Genomic DNA, 14,542 nt, shown 5'->3' with positions numbered 1-14,542 from the left:
CCCCGTCGTCACGCGCGGGGCTTCGCCCGGACGTGCATGCGCTCGCCCTGCCGCCCGAAGAGGCTGAGGATCTCCACCGGCCGGCCGTCCGCGCTGGTGAACCAGTGGGGCAGCCGGGTGTCGAACTCGGCGGCCTCGCCGGGGCCGAGGACCAGGTCGTGCTCGGCGAGGACGAGGCGCAGCCGGCCCTCCAGCACGTACAGCCACTCGTAGCCCTCGTGCGTCCGCGGCTCCGGCTCGCCGCCCCGGTCGGGAATGAGCATCTTGTACGCCTGGAGCGGACCCGGGCCGCGGGTCAGCGGGACGGCCGTGCCGCCGTTCGGAAGGGTGCGGGGGGTCAGCCGCACCCGGGGATCCCCCACTTCGGGAGCGCCCACCAGGTCGTCCAGGGGCACCTGGTAGGCGGCCGCCAGCGGCAGCAGCAGTTCCAGGCTGGGGCGGCGCTGCCCGGACTCCAGCCGGGACAGGGTGCTCTTCGAGATGCCGGTCGTCTCGGAGAGCGCGGCCAGGGTGAGACCGCGCCGGGCGCGCAGCCGTCTGAGCCGGGGGGCGACCTCGTCGAGGACCGCCTGGTGGGGGGATGGCTTGTCGTCCATACGGCCATTGCACCCGGCCGTCCCGGAAACGGCAACAAGGTTTGCCGTCCGCTGCCGGGCGCCCGCACCCTCCCGGCATGAGCCCGCACAGTGATTCCGCGACCGGACACCGACAGCACCGCACCGGCGGCGAGGACGGGACGGCGTCCACCGGCGCGCACCGGCCCGCGGTCCGGTGGGCACTCGCCGGTCTCTCCCTCTCCGTGCTGCTGTCCTCGCTCGGCACCGGCATCGCCCACGTCGGCCTGCCGACCCTGGCGCACGTGTTCTCCGCGTCGTTCCAGGAGGTCCAGTGGATCGTCCTCGCCTATCTCCTCGCCGTCACCACCCTGGTCGTGGGCGTCGGACGCCTCGGCGACCTCGTCGGCCGCCGGCGGCTGCTCCTCGCGGGAATCTCCTTGTTCACCGCGGCCTCGGTGCTGTCCGCCGCCGCGCCCACGCTCTGGCTGCTGGTCGGCGCCCGGGCGGCGCAGGGCCTGGGAGCCGCCGTGATGACGGCCCTCACCATGGCGTTCGTGGGTGAGACGGTCCCGAAGGAGCGGACGGGCAGCGCCATGGGGCTGCTGGGCGCCATGTCCGCGGTGGGCACCGCTCTCGGTCCCTCGCTGGGCGGGGCCCTGCTCGCCGGGTTCGGCTGGCGGGCGCTCTTCCTCGTCAACGTGCCGCTGGGGATCGTGGCGTTCCTGCTCGCCCACCGCCATCTGCCCGCCGACCGGCGGGAGAGCGGGCCCGACCGGGCCCGTTTCGACCACCTCGGGACGCTGCTGCTCGCGCTGACCCTCGCCGCCTACGCGCTCGCGATGACCCTCGGTGGCGGCCGTTTCGGCCCGCTCAACACGTCGCTGCTGCTGGCCGCCGCCTGCGGGGTCGCCCTCTTCGTGCGCGCCGAGGCGAGGGCGGCCTCCCCCTTGGTGCAACGGGCGCTCTTCCGCGATCCGGTGATCGGTGCGGGCCTCGCCTCAAGCGCACTCGTGTCGACGGTGATGATGGCGACGCTGGTGGTCGGGCCGTTCTACCTCTCCCGGACGCTCGGACTCGGCGCGGCCCCGGTCGGACTCGTCCTGTCCGTCGGTCCGCTGGTCGCCGCGGCGACCGGGATGCCCGCCGGCCGTCTCGCGGACCGGTTCGGCGCACAGCGCATGACCCTGCTCGGGCTCTCGGCGATGACGGCCGGGGCCGTCACCCTGTCCATCACTCCGGCTTCGCTCGGTGTCCTCGGGTACGTCGCCCCGCTCACGGTCGTGACCGCGGGCTACGCGGTGTTCCAGACGGCCAACAACACCGCCGTCATGGCGGACGTGGGTCCGGACCGGCGGGGCGTCGTCTCCGGCATGCTGGGCCTCTCGCGCAACCTCGGCCTGGTCACCGGCGCCTCCGTGATGGGCGCCGTGTTCACGCACGCCTCGGCGTCGGCCGACATCGCCTCGGCGCCCCCCGGGGCCGTGGCCACCGGGATGCGGTTCACCTTCCTGGTCGCGACGGCCCTGATCCTCGTCGCGCTCGCCGCCGTCGCCGCGGTGGGGCGTGTCAGCCGGCGGCCGGACCCGGCAGGGGACGGCACAGCAGCGCGGCCGGGGAGGGGCGGGTGGCGGCGCGGGTGGTGAAGGCGATGCCCGCCGCGTACTCGGTGGGCAGGCACTGGCCCTTGTGGTTCCCGTAGGCGAAGTCGCCACCGGGGCCGCCCGCCGGGCGGTTGTCGCCCCGGTCGAACCACACCGTCCGGCCGCCTGCGGGAAGCGCCGTACGTGCCGGGGCGCACAGCGCCGCCGAGACCCGCTCGCCGCGCAGGCTGTACCCGATCAGGAACTGGCCGGCCGGGCACTGGAACTTGGTGTACCCGGTGGCCCAGTCGCCGCCCGCCGGGACGTACCTCTCGTCGCGGACCACGGTGTGCCCGCCCGTCGGGGCACGCAGGTCGGAGGTGGTGCACAGGCCGCGGCCCCCGGTGTGGGCGAGGCCGGTGAGGCCGGCGCCGTCGGGGCAGACCGCCTTGCGGGCCCCGCTGTCCCAGTCCCCGGCGGCCCGGGTGCGCAGCGAGGCGTTGTGGTCGCGGTGGTCCGTGGTCAGCTGGTACCAGGCGGGGGTGGCGGGGACCGGCCCGGTGCGGCCGGGGGTGGTGGTGAGCGGGGACCAGCGGGCGGTGCGCCAGTCCCCCGCGTCCAGGACACCGGAGCGGCGGCCGGCCGTGTCGTAGCGCAGGAGCGCCCAGGTGTCGCCGCCCGGGGTGCCCTGGGCCGTGGTGCTCCAGCCGACGAGGGGCCAGTACGCGAAGTCGGCGTCGGAGCGCGTCAGGTACCCGGTGAGCCGGTCGAACCAGGCGCGTGGGGCGGCTCCGCTCTCGTCGGCCCCGATGCCGAACTCGCTGATCCACACGGGGGCGGTGAAGTGCGTGCCGGTCTCCGCGGACACGAAGAAGGCCTGGTCGTAGAGGGTCTGTTCGAGCTCCGCGGCGGTCATGTCCTGGTAGCGGAGGTCGCTGGTCTCGCCGATGCCGGTCGCGCCGCTGTGCCGGGGGCCGGTGTAGCCGTAGAAGTGGGCGGAGTAGACCAGCTTGTTGGAGGTGACCAGGGTGTGGGAGAGCGTGCGTACCGGGGTGAGGGTGGGGCGGCCGTGCGGGAAGCCGTCCACGGGGAGGCCGAACCAGTTGACGCCCTCGACGACGATCAGCAGCCGGGGGTTGGCCTCGGTGAGGATGCGGTCGGCGGCCTCCTGGGCGGCCGCGTGCCAGTCGTGGTTGTCGCCGAGGCCCCAGTTGGGGTCGTCGAAGACGTCGCGGCGGACCTCGTTGTAGAGATCGGCGCCGACCACGCGCGGGTTGTCGCGGTAGCGGCGGGCGAGGAAGACCCAGTCGTCGGCCCACTGGGCGGTGGAGCGGCCGCTGTTCCAGCGTTCGTTGCCGTCGAGGCCGCAGCACCAACGGGTGGTGACGGTGTGGTTGTTGAGGATGACGGCGAGGCCGGCGTCGGTGAGGGCCGCGACCACGGCGTCGTAGACCTGGAGGGGTGTGCGGCCGCGCAGGGCCGGATTGGCGGCGACGGCGGAGTCCGGGACGGGCGCTGAGTCGCGCAGCATCTCGTTGGAGAAGGGCAGCCGGATGCTGTTGAGCCCCGCGGCCCGGAAGTCGGCGAGCAGGGTGGGCAGGGGTACCCGGTCCAGGCCGATCGGGATGCCGTGGGCGTTCTGCCCGCTGTGGTGCGTGGCGGGGTCGTCGCGGTCGCCCGAGCCGTTCCAGGATCCCTGGGCTCCGTCCCAGTTCCCGGAGCGCAGGCGGAAGCGGTTGCCCTGCGCGTCGACGATGTACCGGCCGCGGGTGGACAGCGGCGGGGTCCAGGCCTCGCCGGTGCCCGTGGCGGCCACGGACGGCGGGGCGGCGGCGTGAGCGGGCTGCACGGACGGCGCCGACAGGGCGCCGGCCACCAGCAGGAGCGCGCACAGGACCGCGCGTAACAGGCTCTTCATCTCGCTCCTGCCGGAAATCGGCCGTCCCGGCGGGCGGCTGCCGCGGGCAGGTTACCGGCGGGTCGCTTCCGGGGGAAGGTGCCTGCGGGACGCTTTCCGGCGGGGCCGGGCCCGTGGGTGACCCGTGGCCGGCCCCGGACGGCGCGCCCGCCGGATTCAGCCGGTCGACGCCCGGTCACACTCCGTCACCCTGGCGAAACGGCCCCGCGCGGGGCCGCGCCCCTCTACCGTGCCCTGAGGTGATGTGGCACGGCACCGGAGGGCGGGGCGGATGGACGACGACGAAGACATGCGGCTGGCGGGAATGACGCCGGAGATCTCCCGCCGCACCCTCACCCTGTTGCGCGGTCTGGCGGGCCTCGAACCGCCCGAGCAGGTCCCCGAGGAGGCCATGGTCGTCGCCGACGCGGTCCTGGCCGAGCACGGCACCGACGGGCTCCGGGTGCTGGTGATGACGCTGGCTGCCTGGGCGACGGCCCAGATCGAGAATGTCGCCGAGCTGAGCGGGCGCAGCCACGAGGCCGTCCTCGACGCGATGGAGCTGGCCTGCCTGGAGGCGAACGCCGAGGACACCCCCTGAACCATGGGCCGCGGAAGGGCTCAGGAGCCCCGTTCCCCGATCGGGTGCGGAAGAAACCGTGCCCGGTCCGGCCGCGATTCGGCGGGCTTCGGCGACACTGGGAGAGCAGGAGCGTCGTGGGGGGTCTGATCGGAGGCCGTCGTGAGCACACCTTCCCCCATCCGGATCGCCGCCGTCCTGTCCACCGAGCACCGTGGACGGCTGATGTCCCAGGCCCGTGAGGTCAATTTCCCGGAGAGCGCGCGCATCTTCGACGAGGGCACCCGGGCGGATTCCTTCTGGATCGTGCGTTCCGGCACCGTGACCCTGGAAATCCCCGTCGCCGGCCGCCGGCCCGCGCCGGTGGAGAGCCTCGGCCCCGGTGAGCTGGTGGGCTGGTCCTGGCTGTTCCCGCCGTACGTGTGGCAGCTCGGCGCGGAGGCGATGACGCCGGTACGGGCGTACGAGTTCGACGCCGCGACCGTCCGGATGCTGATGGACGCCGATCCCACCTTCGGCTCCGCGATCGGGCACTGGGTCGGGCGCGTGCTCGCGATGCGCCTCCAGCAGACCCGCACCCGCCTGCTGGAGCTGTACGCGCCCCGCCTCAGCAGCACCGCCTGAACAGCCCTGGGGGGGGTGCCTTGCCGTGCGCTCGGCGCCCGGGACGGGGACGCGCAGCACGTCGTCGCCCTTGACGACGACGGGGGCCTGGGCGAACCGCTCCGGGAGGCGCTGCGGGGCGTTCGGCGTGGCGGCGAGTCCGAGGCCCATGGTGGCGATGAGGCCGACGCCGAGCGCCGGTCCGCGCGTCCAGGGCGCCGGTGGGTTCGTCGCCGAAGAGCACCTCGGGGCGGGTGATCAGGGCCCGGGCCAGGACTACGCGCTGCTGCTGCCCGCCGGACAGCTGCGCGGGCCGGTGGCGGGCCCGAGACCCGGTCGAGGGCGGTGACGGCCCGGTCGCCGGCTCCGAAGACCCGGGTGACGTCCTTGAGTTGGATCGCGTCGTTTTCCAAGCCCCCAGCCAACCGTCGGGGGCGGCGCGGCACAGCGGGCCCAGGCCGTGTCCCGGGGGTGGGGCCGGCCCTACCCCGGGAGGGGGTCCAGCCCACGTCCGGGCAGATCACAGGCGTGGTGCGGCAGGTTTCGGGGAGGTGTCCCGGTCGGTGTTCGGCCGATTCGGCGGCCCGTTCCTCCACAGGTCAGCCCGCCCGCACGGCTGCGGTCTGCAGTCATTCGTACACGATCGGTGACGAAAAATGGGGGTCCGAACGGGCGTTCACGGCTCGGGTGGGCAAGACTGCGTCCGCTATCCGAAACACCAACCCAAGGGAGTGTTCGAAATGCGGTCCATCGCAAAGGGTCTCGGGCTCGGTTCCGCCGCCATGGCGCTCACCGCGCTCACCGCGCTGGCCTGGCCGGGTACGGCCGGAGCCGCACCGACCGGTACGGAGAGCCTGTACGCGCCGTCCGCGCTGGTGGTCAGCGTGACGGCCGGGCCCGATGCCGAGACGGGCACGGTCATGCGCGCGGTGACCCTCGTCTGCTCGCCGACGCCCGGCGGGACGCACCCGCACCCGGCCGCGGCGTGCGCCGAATTACGTGCGAACGGCTCGCAGCTCGACCCGCTCGCCGCACCGGCCGCCGGCGCCCTCTGTACCAGGGAGTGGAACCCGATGACGGTGGCGGCCGTCGGGGTGTGGCAGGGCCGGCGGCTCAGCTACACGTACACCTTCGCCAATCCGTGCGGCCTGCGGAACACCTCCGGCGCGCTGTTCGGTTTCTGACCCCTCGTGAAGCGGTGGGCCGGGCGGCGCCGTGCGACCGCCGCCCGGCCCGGCCCGCAGGGGGGTTGCCACCGCCCATGTCGAGGGCGCGCCCGGGCCGGAAGAACCGCTTGGCGAAGAAGCGTCCGCGCTGCGCGGGCGCCCCCGGCGGCCGCCGCGGCCTCGGCCTGCTCCAGCGAGGCGGACAACACGGCTGCACGCTCATCCCAGTTCGAGACTGGTCACCCCGAAAAGCTCCGGCAGGGGGAGGTCCGGTGCCGGGCCGGTGTACATCCGGGCCGTCTCGAAGGCCGGGGCCAGGCCGAGGCGTTCGAAGAGCGCGCCGGCCGCCGGGTTGGCGTCCGGTACGTCCACGGACACCAGCCCGTCGGGGGCCTGCCGGGCCAGCCCCCGCAGCAGGGCCGCCGCCACCGCCGGGGTGGCCGCGTAGAGCGGGCCGATCCGGTGGGCGGCGCTGGAGGGGCGGATCACACCGAGACCCTCGATGCGGCCGTCCCGGACGGCGGCCAGCGCGGTGCGGCCGGGCAGCCCGGTCCAGGCGGACAGGAAGGCATCCCGCGGCGCGGGGAAGAACCGCCGGTCGTAGGCGGCGAGCCGGCCGAAGGGCAGGGTTCCCGCGTCCACGATCTCGACCGCGCCGTCGTCGTCCCCCTGCGGGGTGCCTTCGTAGCGGAAGTTGTTCCAGGCCCAACGGAAGCCTGATTTGCGATAGTTGCCCTGCTGGTCGACGACCCCGTCCAGCCCCACGAGCCGCCCGTCGAGCCGTTCCATCCCGGCGTGCCACAGCCGGATGCCGTACCCCTGGCCGCGGACGGCCGGCCGGGCGATGTAGAAGCCGATGAAGCCGAAGCCTCCGCCGTACCGCACGGCGGAGATACAGGCCACCGGCTCGCCGTCCAGCCGCCCGATGAGGAACCCCTCCGGGTCGGCGACCGCGAAGGCGAACCGGTCCGAGTCCCCCGGGTTCCAGCCCTCCTCGTCGGCCCAGTCGCGGATCAGCTCCATGTCGGCGGCGCTCGCGCCGGCGATCTCGAATCCCGTCATGCCGGTGTTGTACCAGATGGGGCCGTTGTACGCAGGGGGGCCTGATCAGCCGTCAGAATGCGGACGAACGCGGCCTGATCGGCCTCCCGGTGAAGGTCGCTGACCTGACCGTCCCCCACTTCGACGACCCGCCAGACCCCGTCCGCGCGCCATGCGAGGTCGGTGGTCACGAAGGGGCAGCCCAGGGCCTCGACGGCCGCCCGGACGGGTTCGAGGGCCGGTTCGAGGGCCGCTTCCGGGATCTCGGTGACCGGGCTGTCGGGGTGGGCGGTGACCAGCCGGGGCGCCCCGTCCCGCCACCACACCCGTATCTCCGCGGCCGCCGCCTCCGGCGTGACGAAGTGCTCGAAGGCCCGCAGCACCACCCCGCCCGCCAGGAACTCGCCCTGCAGTTCGACGAAGCGGGCGACGACGCGGTGCAGCGCGGCCGGGTCGGCGAGGTCGGGCACGTAGCAGGCCTCGTCCCACTCGTGCTTGCGGGACTTCACGTAGTCCTTCACGACGGCGGCTCCCGGCGGCAGGCCCGCCGCGAGGGCCGCGAGCCCCTCCGGGTCCGGGACCGCCCCCGGCCCCGCCGGCAACCAGCCGCTGACCGGAGTCAGGCCCGCGAAGGTCTCGTACCAGCCGGGGAGTTCGTGCGCCCGGCGGTACGCCTCCGGGGTGACGACGAGCTCGCCACCGCGCCGGCGCAGGGCCGCGTCCAGTGCGGCGTACCGGCCCGCGGGGATCATCCAGCCCCGGTACCAGACGGCTCCGGTCCCCTCCGGCACGCGTGCGACGGCCCGCTCGGTGTCCCCGGCGAGCAGCGCGTCGTGGTCGATGAGCAAGGCCGTGCCCCCGGCGGCGCGCAACTGCCGGGCCTCCGCCGCGAAGTGGGCGTCGACCCGGCGCTCGTTCAACGGGTCGCTGCAGTGGAGGACGGTGGTGGTGGTGGTCGCGGTTGTCGTAGCCATGCGCCCACCCTACGAACGGCCCCGTCGCTCACCGTACGGATTTCAGCCCGCGCAGATCACGTCGTCGAGCCGGATGGGGCTGGAGTCGAGGCGCACGTACGCGGTGAAGGTGTCGGTGGTGCCGGAGGCCCAATGGGTGGTCACGGTGGCCCAACCCACCGAGGCGGTCTTCGCGACGGTGACCGGGCCGACGCTGATGTCCTGCGGCTCGTCGTGGGCGCAGAGCAGGACGTCGACCTCCTCATTGACCTGCTGTCTCTCTTTGAGGATCTGCGAGACCTGGTTCTCCCGATCCTGTACGGAGGGACCGTGGTCACCGTAGAAGCCGATGAGGAAGTCGCTGATCTGGGCAGCGGTGTGTCCCCTCCCCGCGAGGGCGGCGGGCGCGGCGAGCGCGGGAACGGACGGCATGACCGGGAGCACGAGCAGGGTCAGCAGCAGGGCACCGAGGCGGTACGGCTTGAGCATCATGTCCGGTCTTGTACCCGCCGGGCCGGTGGATGGGGAGGGCAGGGCCCGGATCTCACTCCTGTGGGGGGCGGGATTCACCGCAGAAACGACCCTCCGGCCGGTGCGCGGAAATGGGCTCGCGGGCGACCCTCACCCGTACGTAGGGTCGATGCATGGGGAAGCCACTTGTCGCAGTGTTCAGCGGGGCCGGAATGTCCACCGACTCCGGAATTCCGGACTACCGGGGGCCCCAGGGCCTGTGGCGGCAGGATCCCGACGCCGAGAAGCTCGTGACGTACGCGTACTACATGGCCGATCCGGAGATCCGGCGCCGCTCCTGGCTGATGCGTGCCGAGATCGGCGCGCTCGGAGCACGGCCGAACGCCGCGCACCTGGCCGTGGCGGAGCTGGAGCGCGGTGGCACCCCGGTGCGGGTGATCACCCAGAACGTGGACGGGCTGCACCAGCTCGCCGGGCTGCCCGACCGCAAGGTGTTCGAGCTGCACGGCAGCGCCCGGTCGGTGGTGTGCACGCACTGCCACGCCCGGTCGGGCATGGACCAGGCGCTGGCCCGGGTGGCTGCCGGGGAGCCGGATCCCGCCTGCCTGGCGTGCGGCGGGATCCTCAAGTCGGCGACCGTGATGTTCGGCCAGCGGCTCGACCCCGAGGTGCTGGGGCAGGCGATCGCCGTGGCCAAGGGGTGCCAGGTCTTCATCGCCGTCGGGTCGACCCTGCAGGTGCAGCCCGCCGCGTCGCTCGCCGGGATGGCCGCGGAGGCCGGGGCCCGGCTGATCATCGTGAACGCGGAGGAGACCCCGTACGACCCGCTGGCCGACGAGATCGTCCGGGAGCCGATCGGCGCCGCCCTCCCGGCCCTGCTGGCCAGGTTCGCCGCGCCCTAACCCTGGCCCCGGCCCCGGTCCCTAGCCCTCCGCGTCCGCCGCCCGGCGCATCTCCGCCACGTCCAGCTTCTTCATCTGCATCATCGCGGCGGTGGCCCGGGCGGCCCGCCCCGGGTCCGGGTCGGCGATCAGGTCGATGGCGCCCGGCGGGGTGACCTGCCAGGACACGCCGAACCTGTCCTTGACCCAGCCGCAGACGCCCTCCTCGCCGCCGCCGCTGGTCAGCGCGTCCCAGTAGTAGTCCGCCTCCGCCTCGTCGGCGCAGCGGATCTGGAAGGAGATCGCCTCGGTGAAGGGGAACTGCGGGCCGCCGTTGAGGCCGATGAACTGCTGGCCGTTGATCTCGAACTCCACGACCATCACGGAGTCGGCCTGGCCGGGGCCCGCCTCCGTGTACCGGCCGATCCGGCCGATCTTGCCGTCCTTGAAGACGGACAGGTAGTAGTCGGCGGCCGCTTCCGCGTTGCCGTCGAACCACAGACACGTGGTGAATCCGTTGCCGCTCATCTCTGCCTCCGGGCCGGTGCGTGGACGGTGGACACCGTCCCTCACATACAGACCGGCCCCGGACCCGAAATTCATCGGTGGGTCCGGGGCCGGTTCGCATTCAGCCGGTAATTCGCCCGTTCGGCCTACTTGGCGGGCGCCGCGCCCATCGCGAGCATGCGCTCTACGACGCGCTCGGTGGCGTTGCCGTCGTCCAGGTCACAGAACTCGGCGCGGAACGCCGCGCGCGCCCCGGCGTACTCCGCCCCGACCGCGTCCGCGTTGCGCACGGCCTCGATCAGGCTCGCCGAGTCCGCCAGCAGCGGTCCCGGCGCCTTCGCCTCCAGGTCGAAGTTGAAGCCGCGCAGCGTGCCGCGGTAGTGCTCCAGGTCGTACGTGAAGAGCAGGATCGGCCGGTCGGTGTGCGCGAAGTCGAACAGCGCGGAGGAGTAGTCCGAGATCAGCACGTCGGCGACCAGCAGCAGGTCGGCCGCGTCGGGCCAGCGGGACACGTCGACGACGAACCCGTCGCGAACACCGTCACGGACCTGCTCCGTCACGTGGTGGTGGCCGCGGATCAGCAGGACGTGGTCCTCGCCCAGCTCGCGGCGGGCCTGGTCCAGATCGATCCGCAGATCGAGCTTGTAGCCGCCGGAGAAGCCCTCGTTGTTCTCGCGCCACGTGGGCATGTAGAGGACGACCTTCTTGCCCTCGGGCAGGCCGAGCCGCCGCCGGATCTCGGCGATCCGCTGCGCGTCGGGCCGTACCAGAGCGTCCGTGCGCGGGCTGCCGGCCTCGATGACCTCGCCGTCGTAGCCGAGGGCGCGCTTGAGCAGGGGCGTCGCGTAGGAGCTCGGGGAGGCCAGCAGGGTCCACTGGGCGCTGTCGTGCTCCAGCCCCTCCAGGATCTCCGGGCTCGTGTAGTAGTCGTGCACGAAGTCGTGGCCGATCTGCTTGATCGGCGTGCCGTGCCACGTCTGTACGACGACCTGGCCGGCGCGGCGCTCGAAGCGCTGCGGCACGTTGTCGTTGGTCACGTAGTAGCGGGCGCGGGCCAGCACCTCCCACGACTCCACGCTGCCGTACTGCACGGCGCGGGCGGTCGCGGGAACCTCGGCGCGGCCGTCGCGGACCAGCCAGATGTGCTCCAGCTTCTCGCCGCGGCGCACCAGTTCCTCGTGGATGGCGCGCGGCGAGTCGCCGGCGCCCTGCCCCTGGAAGGTGTCGTAGACGACGATGTCCTTGACCGGCAGCGCGCGCTGCGCCGGGTAGGTCTCGAAGCGGGCGACGCGCTGCGCGTAGTGGGAGCGGTCGTGCGGGCTGATCAGCGGGTCGGCGACCAGCACCATGCGGTCGTAGAAGCGGGCCTCGACCCGCATCCGGCGGCCCTGGACGGTGAGCGGGTGCGGCCCGGCGAAGAGCAGGCCGGGGCCCATCTGTACGGGAGCGCCCCGGTCGACACCGAGCAGTCCGGCGGTGGTTCCGCCCTGGGCGGCCCGGCGCAGCGTCGGCCACCAGCGGCCCTCGGGGAGCGTGGTGCGGCCGGCGTACGCCTCGGGCAGCACGGGCTGGAAGACGGCCTCGAAGGCGTCCCCGTCACGGGTGACGGGGTAGCTGAACTCCACGCCGTGCGCGTCGTGCAGGACGAACTCGTACGGCTCGTCGGTCGGCGCGACGAAGCGGCCCCGCAGGGTGAGGGTGCCGTCCTCGGCGATGACCTCGTCGACCAGCGGCGGGGAGGGCTGTACGGAGAGGGTCAGGTGTCCGGTGTTGCCGCGCTTGGCGAAGAGGGAGCGGTCCCCCTCCTCACCGGGCAGGGGCAGGACGAGGCCGTCGAATCCACCGCGCTCGTCGTGGACCATGCGGTGCTCGGTGCCGTCGGGGCCGATGGCGGAGAGGCTCCACGGCTCGGGGGCCCACTCGCCGGGCTCGCACGCGGCGTCCGGTACGGCGGCCAGGTCGGCCAGCGGGACGCGGGCGGTGAACGAGGCGCGCCCGGCGCCGGACGCCGCGGTCTCCAGCGGGAAGGTGAGGACGGTGCCCGTGGTGACATGGACGGCCTGCAGCGCGGTGGATCCGACGGCCTCGGCGGAGAGTTCGCCGATGATCTCGACGGCGTCGTCACCCGCGGCGTGGACGTCCAGGGCGCGGGCGCGGGCGATCTCCACCTGGATGGTGAGGGCGCCGGAGACGGCCGGGACGATCCGGACGTCGGGGGCCACCCAGTGCGGGGGCGGGTTCTGGGCAGTGTCGTTCTCGCCGCCCCGCAGGCGGGCGCGGTGCAGGCCGCCGGCCCCGGTGACGGCGATGGACGTGGTCCATATGCCCTGGTTCCACTTGCCGCCCGACTGGAAGATCGAGGGGTCGACGACGGCCGTGAAGCCGGCCCAGTCGGCGTGCCGCAGCGCGAGGTGCGGGGCCTTCACCGTGGCCATCGGGGAGGCGACGGTACGGGTGCTGACGACGGAGCGGCGGCGCTTGTTCCCCTCGCGGAAGACCAGCATCTTGCGGGAGCCGAGGCGGCTCTCCGCACCGAGGTGGCCGGGGAGGGCGTATCCGCGCAGCAGCAGCTTGCCGTCGGCCCAGGCCGCCTGCTCCAGGCGGCTGACGACGCGGCGCTCGCGCGGGCCGAGGGTGAGGATCTTGGCCGGGACCGGCGGACGGCCCTGCAGGAAGGGGTAGTCCGCCTGCGGGCGGGCGAGGCCCTTGACCGGCACGCTGTAGTTGTAGTCGCGCTGGTGGTGCTGGAGCGCGATGAAGTCCTCGACGCGGCCTTCGCCGGCCAGGTACGCCTTGAGCCGGTCGGCGACGGTCAGGTCGGACCAGGGGCCGGGGCCGATCTCGCGGACGAGACCGCCGACCTCCTTGACGAACGCGGCGCGGAATTCGGGGCCGCCCTCGTCGACGTACTTGTAGATGAGCGGGAGTTCCTCGCTCAGCACGTTGTGGTCGTAGTCGCGCAGGTAGCGGGCGTACTTGGCGCCCTGCTTGGCCTTGAGGGACTCGCGGACCAGGCGTACGGACTTCACCCGGTCGATGAGGGAGATCGGGTCGGTGGAGCGCTGGGTGATGGAGCGCTCGCCGGTCTCGCGGACGCGCCAGTGGTAGACGCAGTCGCTGATGATGTCGACGCTGGAGGCGAAGTAGTGCGCGGGGATGCTGACCGGGGCGTCCTCGTAGAGGATGCCTTCCGGGTACTGGAAGCCGTGCCGGTCCCAGAAGCTGCGCCGGTAGACCTTGTTCCACGCGGTGCGGTCGGTGACCAGCGCCGGGAACTTCGAGATGTGGGTCTTCAGCTGGGTGCGGGCGAAGGCGGCCCGGTGCCCCCAGGACTGCTGCATGCCGACGGAGCGGAAGCGCTTCACATTGCCGCCCGCGAAGTCCGAACCCGTCTCGTCGAGTGCGTCGATGAGACGCTGGTAGGCGTAGTCGGGCATCGTGTCGTCACTGTCGACGAAGGCCAGGTACTCGCTGTCCTTGTCGGCGTGACGCGCGCCCACGTTGCGGGCCGCACCGAGGCCTGCGTTGTCCTGCATCACGACGCGGAAGCGCTTGTCCTTGGCGGCGAACGCCTTGGCTATGACGGCGCTGGTGTCCGTGGACCCGTCGTCCACGAGGATGACCTCGAAGTCTTCGAAGGTCTGGGATGCGATGGATTCCAGGCACTCGTCGAGGTAGAGCTCGACGTTGTAGACGGGGACGACGATACTCAGGCGCGGCGGCATGGGTGGCGGTTTCTCCAGCGTTTTATGCTTTGTCGATGATCAGCTACTCACAGCATCCTACTCTGTAACAGAGTCATAAACTCCACCCATATGGGGCATACGCAGCCAACCGCCAGGGCGGACGGCAAAGAATTCAGCCGTCCGCCACTTCGGCGATGCGGTTGGAGGCGGCCCGACCGTACCCGGCAGGGCCGGTCAGACCTCCAGGTCTGCTTCGATCTTCTTCAGTTGATGACGGGCCATCGCGAGGTTGGCGCGCCCCTTGTCGAGCGCCAGGTAGAGGAAGAAGCCCGTGGAACCGCGGGCCTTCATCAGCCGGATCAGGTGGTACTGGCTGCCGAGGGTGATGAGGATGTCCTCGATCTCGTCCTTGAGGCCGAGCATCTCCATCGTGCGGACCTTGGCGCGCACCACGTCCGTGTTGCCCGCCGCCGCGACCGCGAGGTCGAGGTCCTTGCCGCCCCCGATGGTGCCGAGGGCCATACCACTGCCGTAGTCGACGAGCGCGGCACCGATCGCGCCTTCGATCGTGGTGGTGGCTTCCTTGAGTGCGGTCTCCACATTGACCATGAGAGGGTCCT

13 protein-coding genes and 1 pseudogene are annotated in these 14,542 nt (G+C 72.7%); 5 read left to right on the top strand and 9 right to left on the bottom strand.

Going from position 1 to position 14,542, the window contains the following annotated elements; genetic code table 11:
- Window positions 1-8 precede the first annotated feature (8 nt).
- On the bottom strand, window positions 9-596 hold the full coding sequence (locus tag ACFY0D_RS04405) for a helix-turn-helix domain-containing protein (protein WP_033213866.1): 588 nt from the start codon (window positions 594-596) through the stop codon (window positions 9-11).
- 77 nt (window positions 597-673) lie between these two features.
- On the opposite strand from ACFY0D_RS04405, the gene ACFY0D_RS04400 reads away from it, so the two are divergent.
- Window positions 674-2,200 carry an MFS transporter gene (locus tag ACFY0D_RS04400; RefSeq protein WP_390796887.1) on the top strand — a complete coding sequence of 509 codons (1,527 nt, stop codon included), beginning with the start codon at window positions 674-676 and terminating at the stop codon, window positions 2,198-2,200.
- Here ACFY0D_RS04400 and ACFY0D_RS04395 read toward each other — a convergent pair.
- On the bottom strand, window positions 2,124-4,055 hold the full coding sequence (locus ACFY0D_RS04395) for a glycoside hydrolase family 5 protein (protein ID WP_390796886.1): 1,932 nt from the start codon (window positions 4,053-4,055) through the stop codon (window positions 2,124-2,126). The genes ACFY0D_RS04400 and ACFY0D_RS04395 overlap by 77 nt on opposite strands.
- A 271-nt stretch (window positions 4,056-4,326) precedes the next feature.
- Between ACFY0D_RS04395 and ACFY0D_RS04390 the strand changes: the two genes are divergently transcribed.
- A complete protein-coding gene (locus ACFY0D_RS04390; protein WP_189742644.1) occupies window positions 4,327-4,635 on the top strand; it encodes a hypothetical protein in 309 nt (102 codons plus the stop codon).
- Between the two features lie 141 nt (window positions 4,636-4,776).
- Entirely contained in the window at window positions 4,777-5,238 is a 462-nt protein-coding gene (locus ACFY0D_RS04385) for a Crp/Fnr family transcriptional regulator (RefSeq protein WP_189742646.1), read from the top strand.
- 175 nt (window positions 5,239-5,413) lie between these two features.
- Here the strand turns inward: ACFY0D_RS04385 and ACFY0D_RS04380 are convergent.
- Window positions 5,414-5,545 (bottom strand): annotated as a pseudogene (locus ACFY0D_RS04380) (ATP-binding cassette domain-containing protein); the annotation flags it as partial.
- A gap of 412 nt (window positions 5,546-5,957) precedes the next feature.
- On the opposite strand from ACFY0D_RS04380, the gene ACFY0D_RS04375 reads away from it, so the two are divergent.
- Window positions 5,958-6,401, top strand: a complete 444-nt coding sequence (locus ACFY0D_RS04375) for an SSI family serine proteinase inhibitor (protein ID WP_390796885.1) — start codon at window positions 5,958-5,960, stop codon at window positions 6,399-6,401.
- A gap of 201 nt (window positions 6,402-6,602) precedes the next feature.
- On the opposite strand, the gene ACFY0D_RS04370 is transcribed toward ACFY0D_RS04375, so the two are convergent.
- The 3 genes from ACFY0D_RS04370 to ACFY0D_RS04360 are packed head-to-tail and all read right to left on the bottom strand — an operon-like array spanning window position 6,603 to window position 8,869.
- Window positions 6,603-7,445, bottom strand: coding sequence for a GNAT family N-acetyltransferase (locus ACFY0D_RS04370; protein WP_390796884.1), 843 nt, complete (start codon window positions 7,443-7,445; stop codon window positions 6,603-6,605).
- Window positions 7,442-8,398, bottom strand: coding sequence for an ATP-grasp domain-containing protein (locus tag ACFY0D_RS04365; protein WP_390796883.1), 957 nt, complete (start codon window positions 8,396-8,398; stop codon window positions 7,442-7,444). Before ACFY0D_RS04365 ends, ACFY0D_RS04370 begins: the two co-directional genes overlap by 4 nt.
- A gap of 42 nt (window positions 8,399-8,440) precedes the next feature.
- The gene (locus ACFY0D_RS04360) at window positions 8,441-8,869 is read right to left on the bottom strand and encodes a hypothetical protein (protein WP_390796882.1); all 429 of its coding nucleotides are present in this window, start codon (window positions 8,867-8,869) and stop codon (window positions 8,441-8,443) included.
- Window positions 8,870-9,021: 152 nt separating this feature from the next.
- Between ACFY0D_RS04360 and ACFY0D_RS04355 the strand changes: the two genes are divergently transcribed.
- Window positions 9,022-9,750: an NAD-dependent deacetylase gene (locus ACFY0D_RS04355; RefSeq protein WP_390796881.1), complete on the top strand. Its 729-nt coding sequence runs from the start codon at window positions 9,022-9,024 to the stop codon at window positions 9,748-9,750.
- 21 nt (window positions 9,751-9,771) lie between these two features.
- On the opposite strand, the gene ACFY0D_RS04350 is transcribed toward ACFY0D_RS04355, so the two are convergent.
- The 3 genes from ACFY0D_RS04350 to ACFY0D_RS04340 all read right to left on the bottom strand — a co-directional run bounded on the left by ACFY0D_RS04350 (window position 9,772) and on the right by ACFY0D_RS04340 (window position 14,531).
- Entirely contained in the window at window positions 9,772-10,257 is a 486-nt protein-coding gene (locus ACFY0D_RS04350; RefSeq protein WP_390796880.1) for a VOC family protein, read from the bottom strand.
- 125 nt (window positions 10,258-10,382) lie between these two features.
- Window positions 10,383-13,961 (bottom strand): CDP-glycerol glycerophosphotransferase family protein, encoded by a 3,579-nt coding sequence (locus tag ACFY0D_RS04345; RefSeq protein WP_390796879.1) that lies wholly within the window; start codon window positions 13,959-13,961, stop codon window positions 10,383-10,385.
- Window positions 13,962-14,156: 195 nt separating this feature from the next.
- On the bottom strand, window positions 14,157-14,531 hold the full coding sequence (locus ACFY0D_RS04340; protein ID WP_150255694.1) for a hypothetical protein: 375 nt from the start codon (window positions 14,529-14,531) through the stop codon (window positions 14,157-14,159).
- Window positions 14,532-14,542 lie beyond the last annotated feature (11 nt).

This window comes from Streptomyces sp. NPDC001502 (assembly GCF_042894785.1).
Classification (GTDB): domain Bacteria; phylum Actinomycetota; class Actinomycetes; order Streptomycetales; family Streptomycetaceae; genus Streptomyces; species Streptomyces kutzneri.
This window is presented reverse-complemented; position numbering and strand designations above follow the sequence as displayed.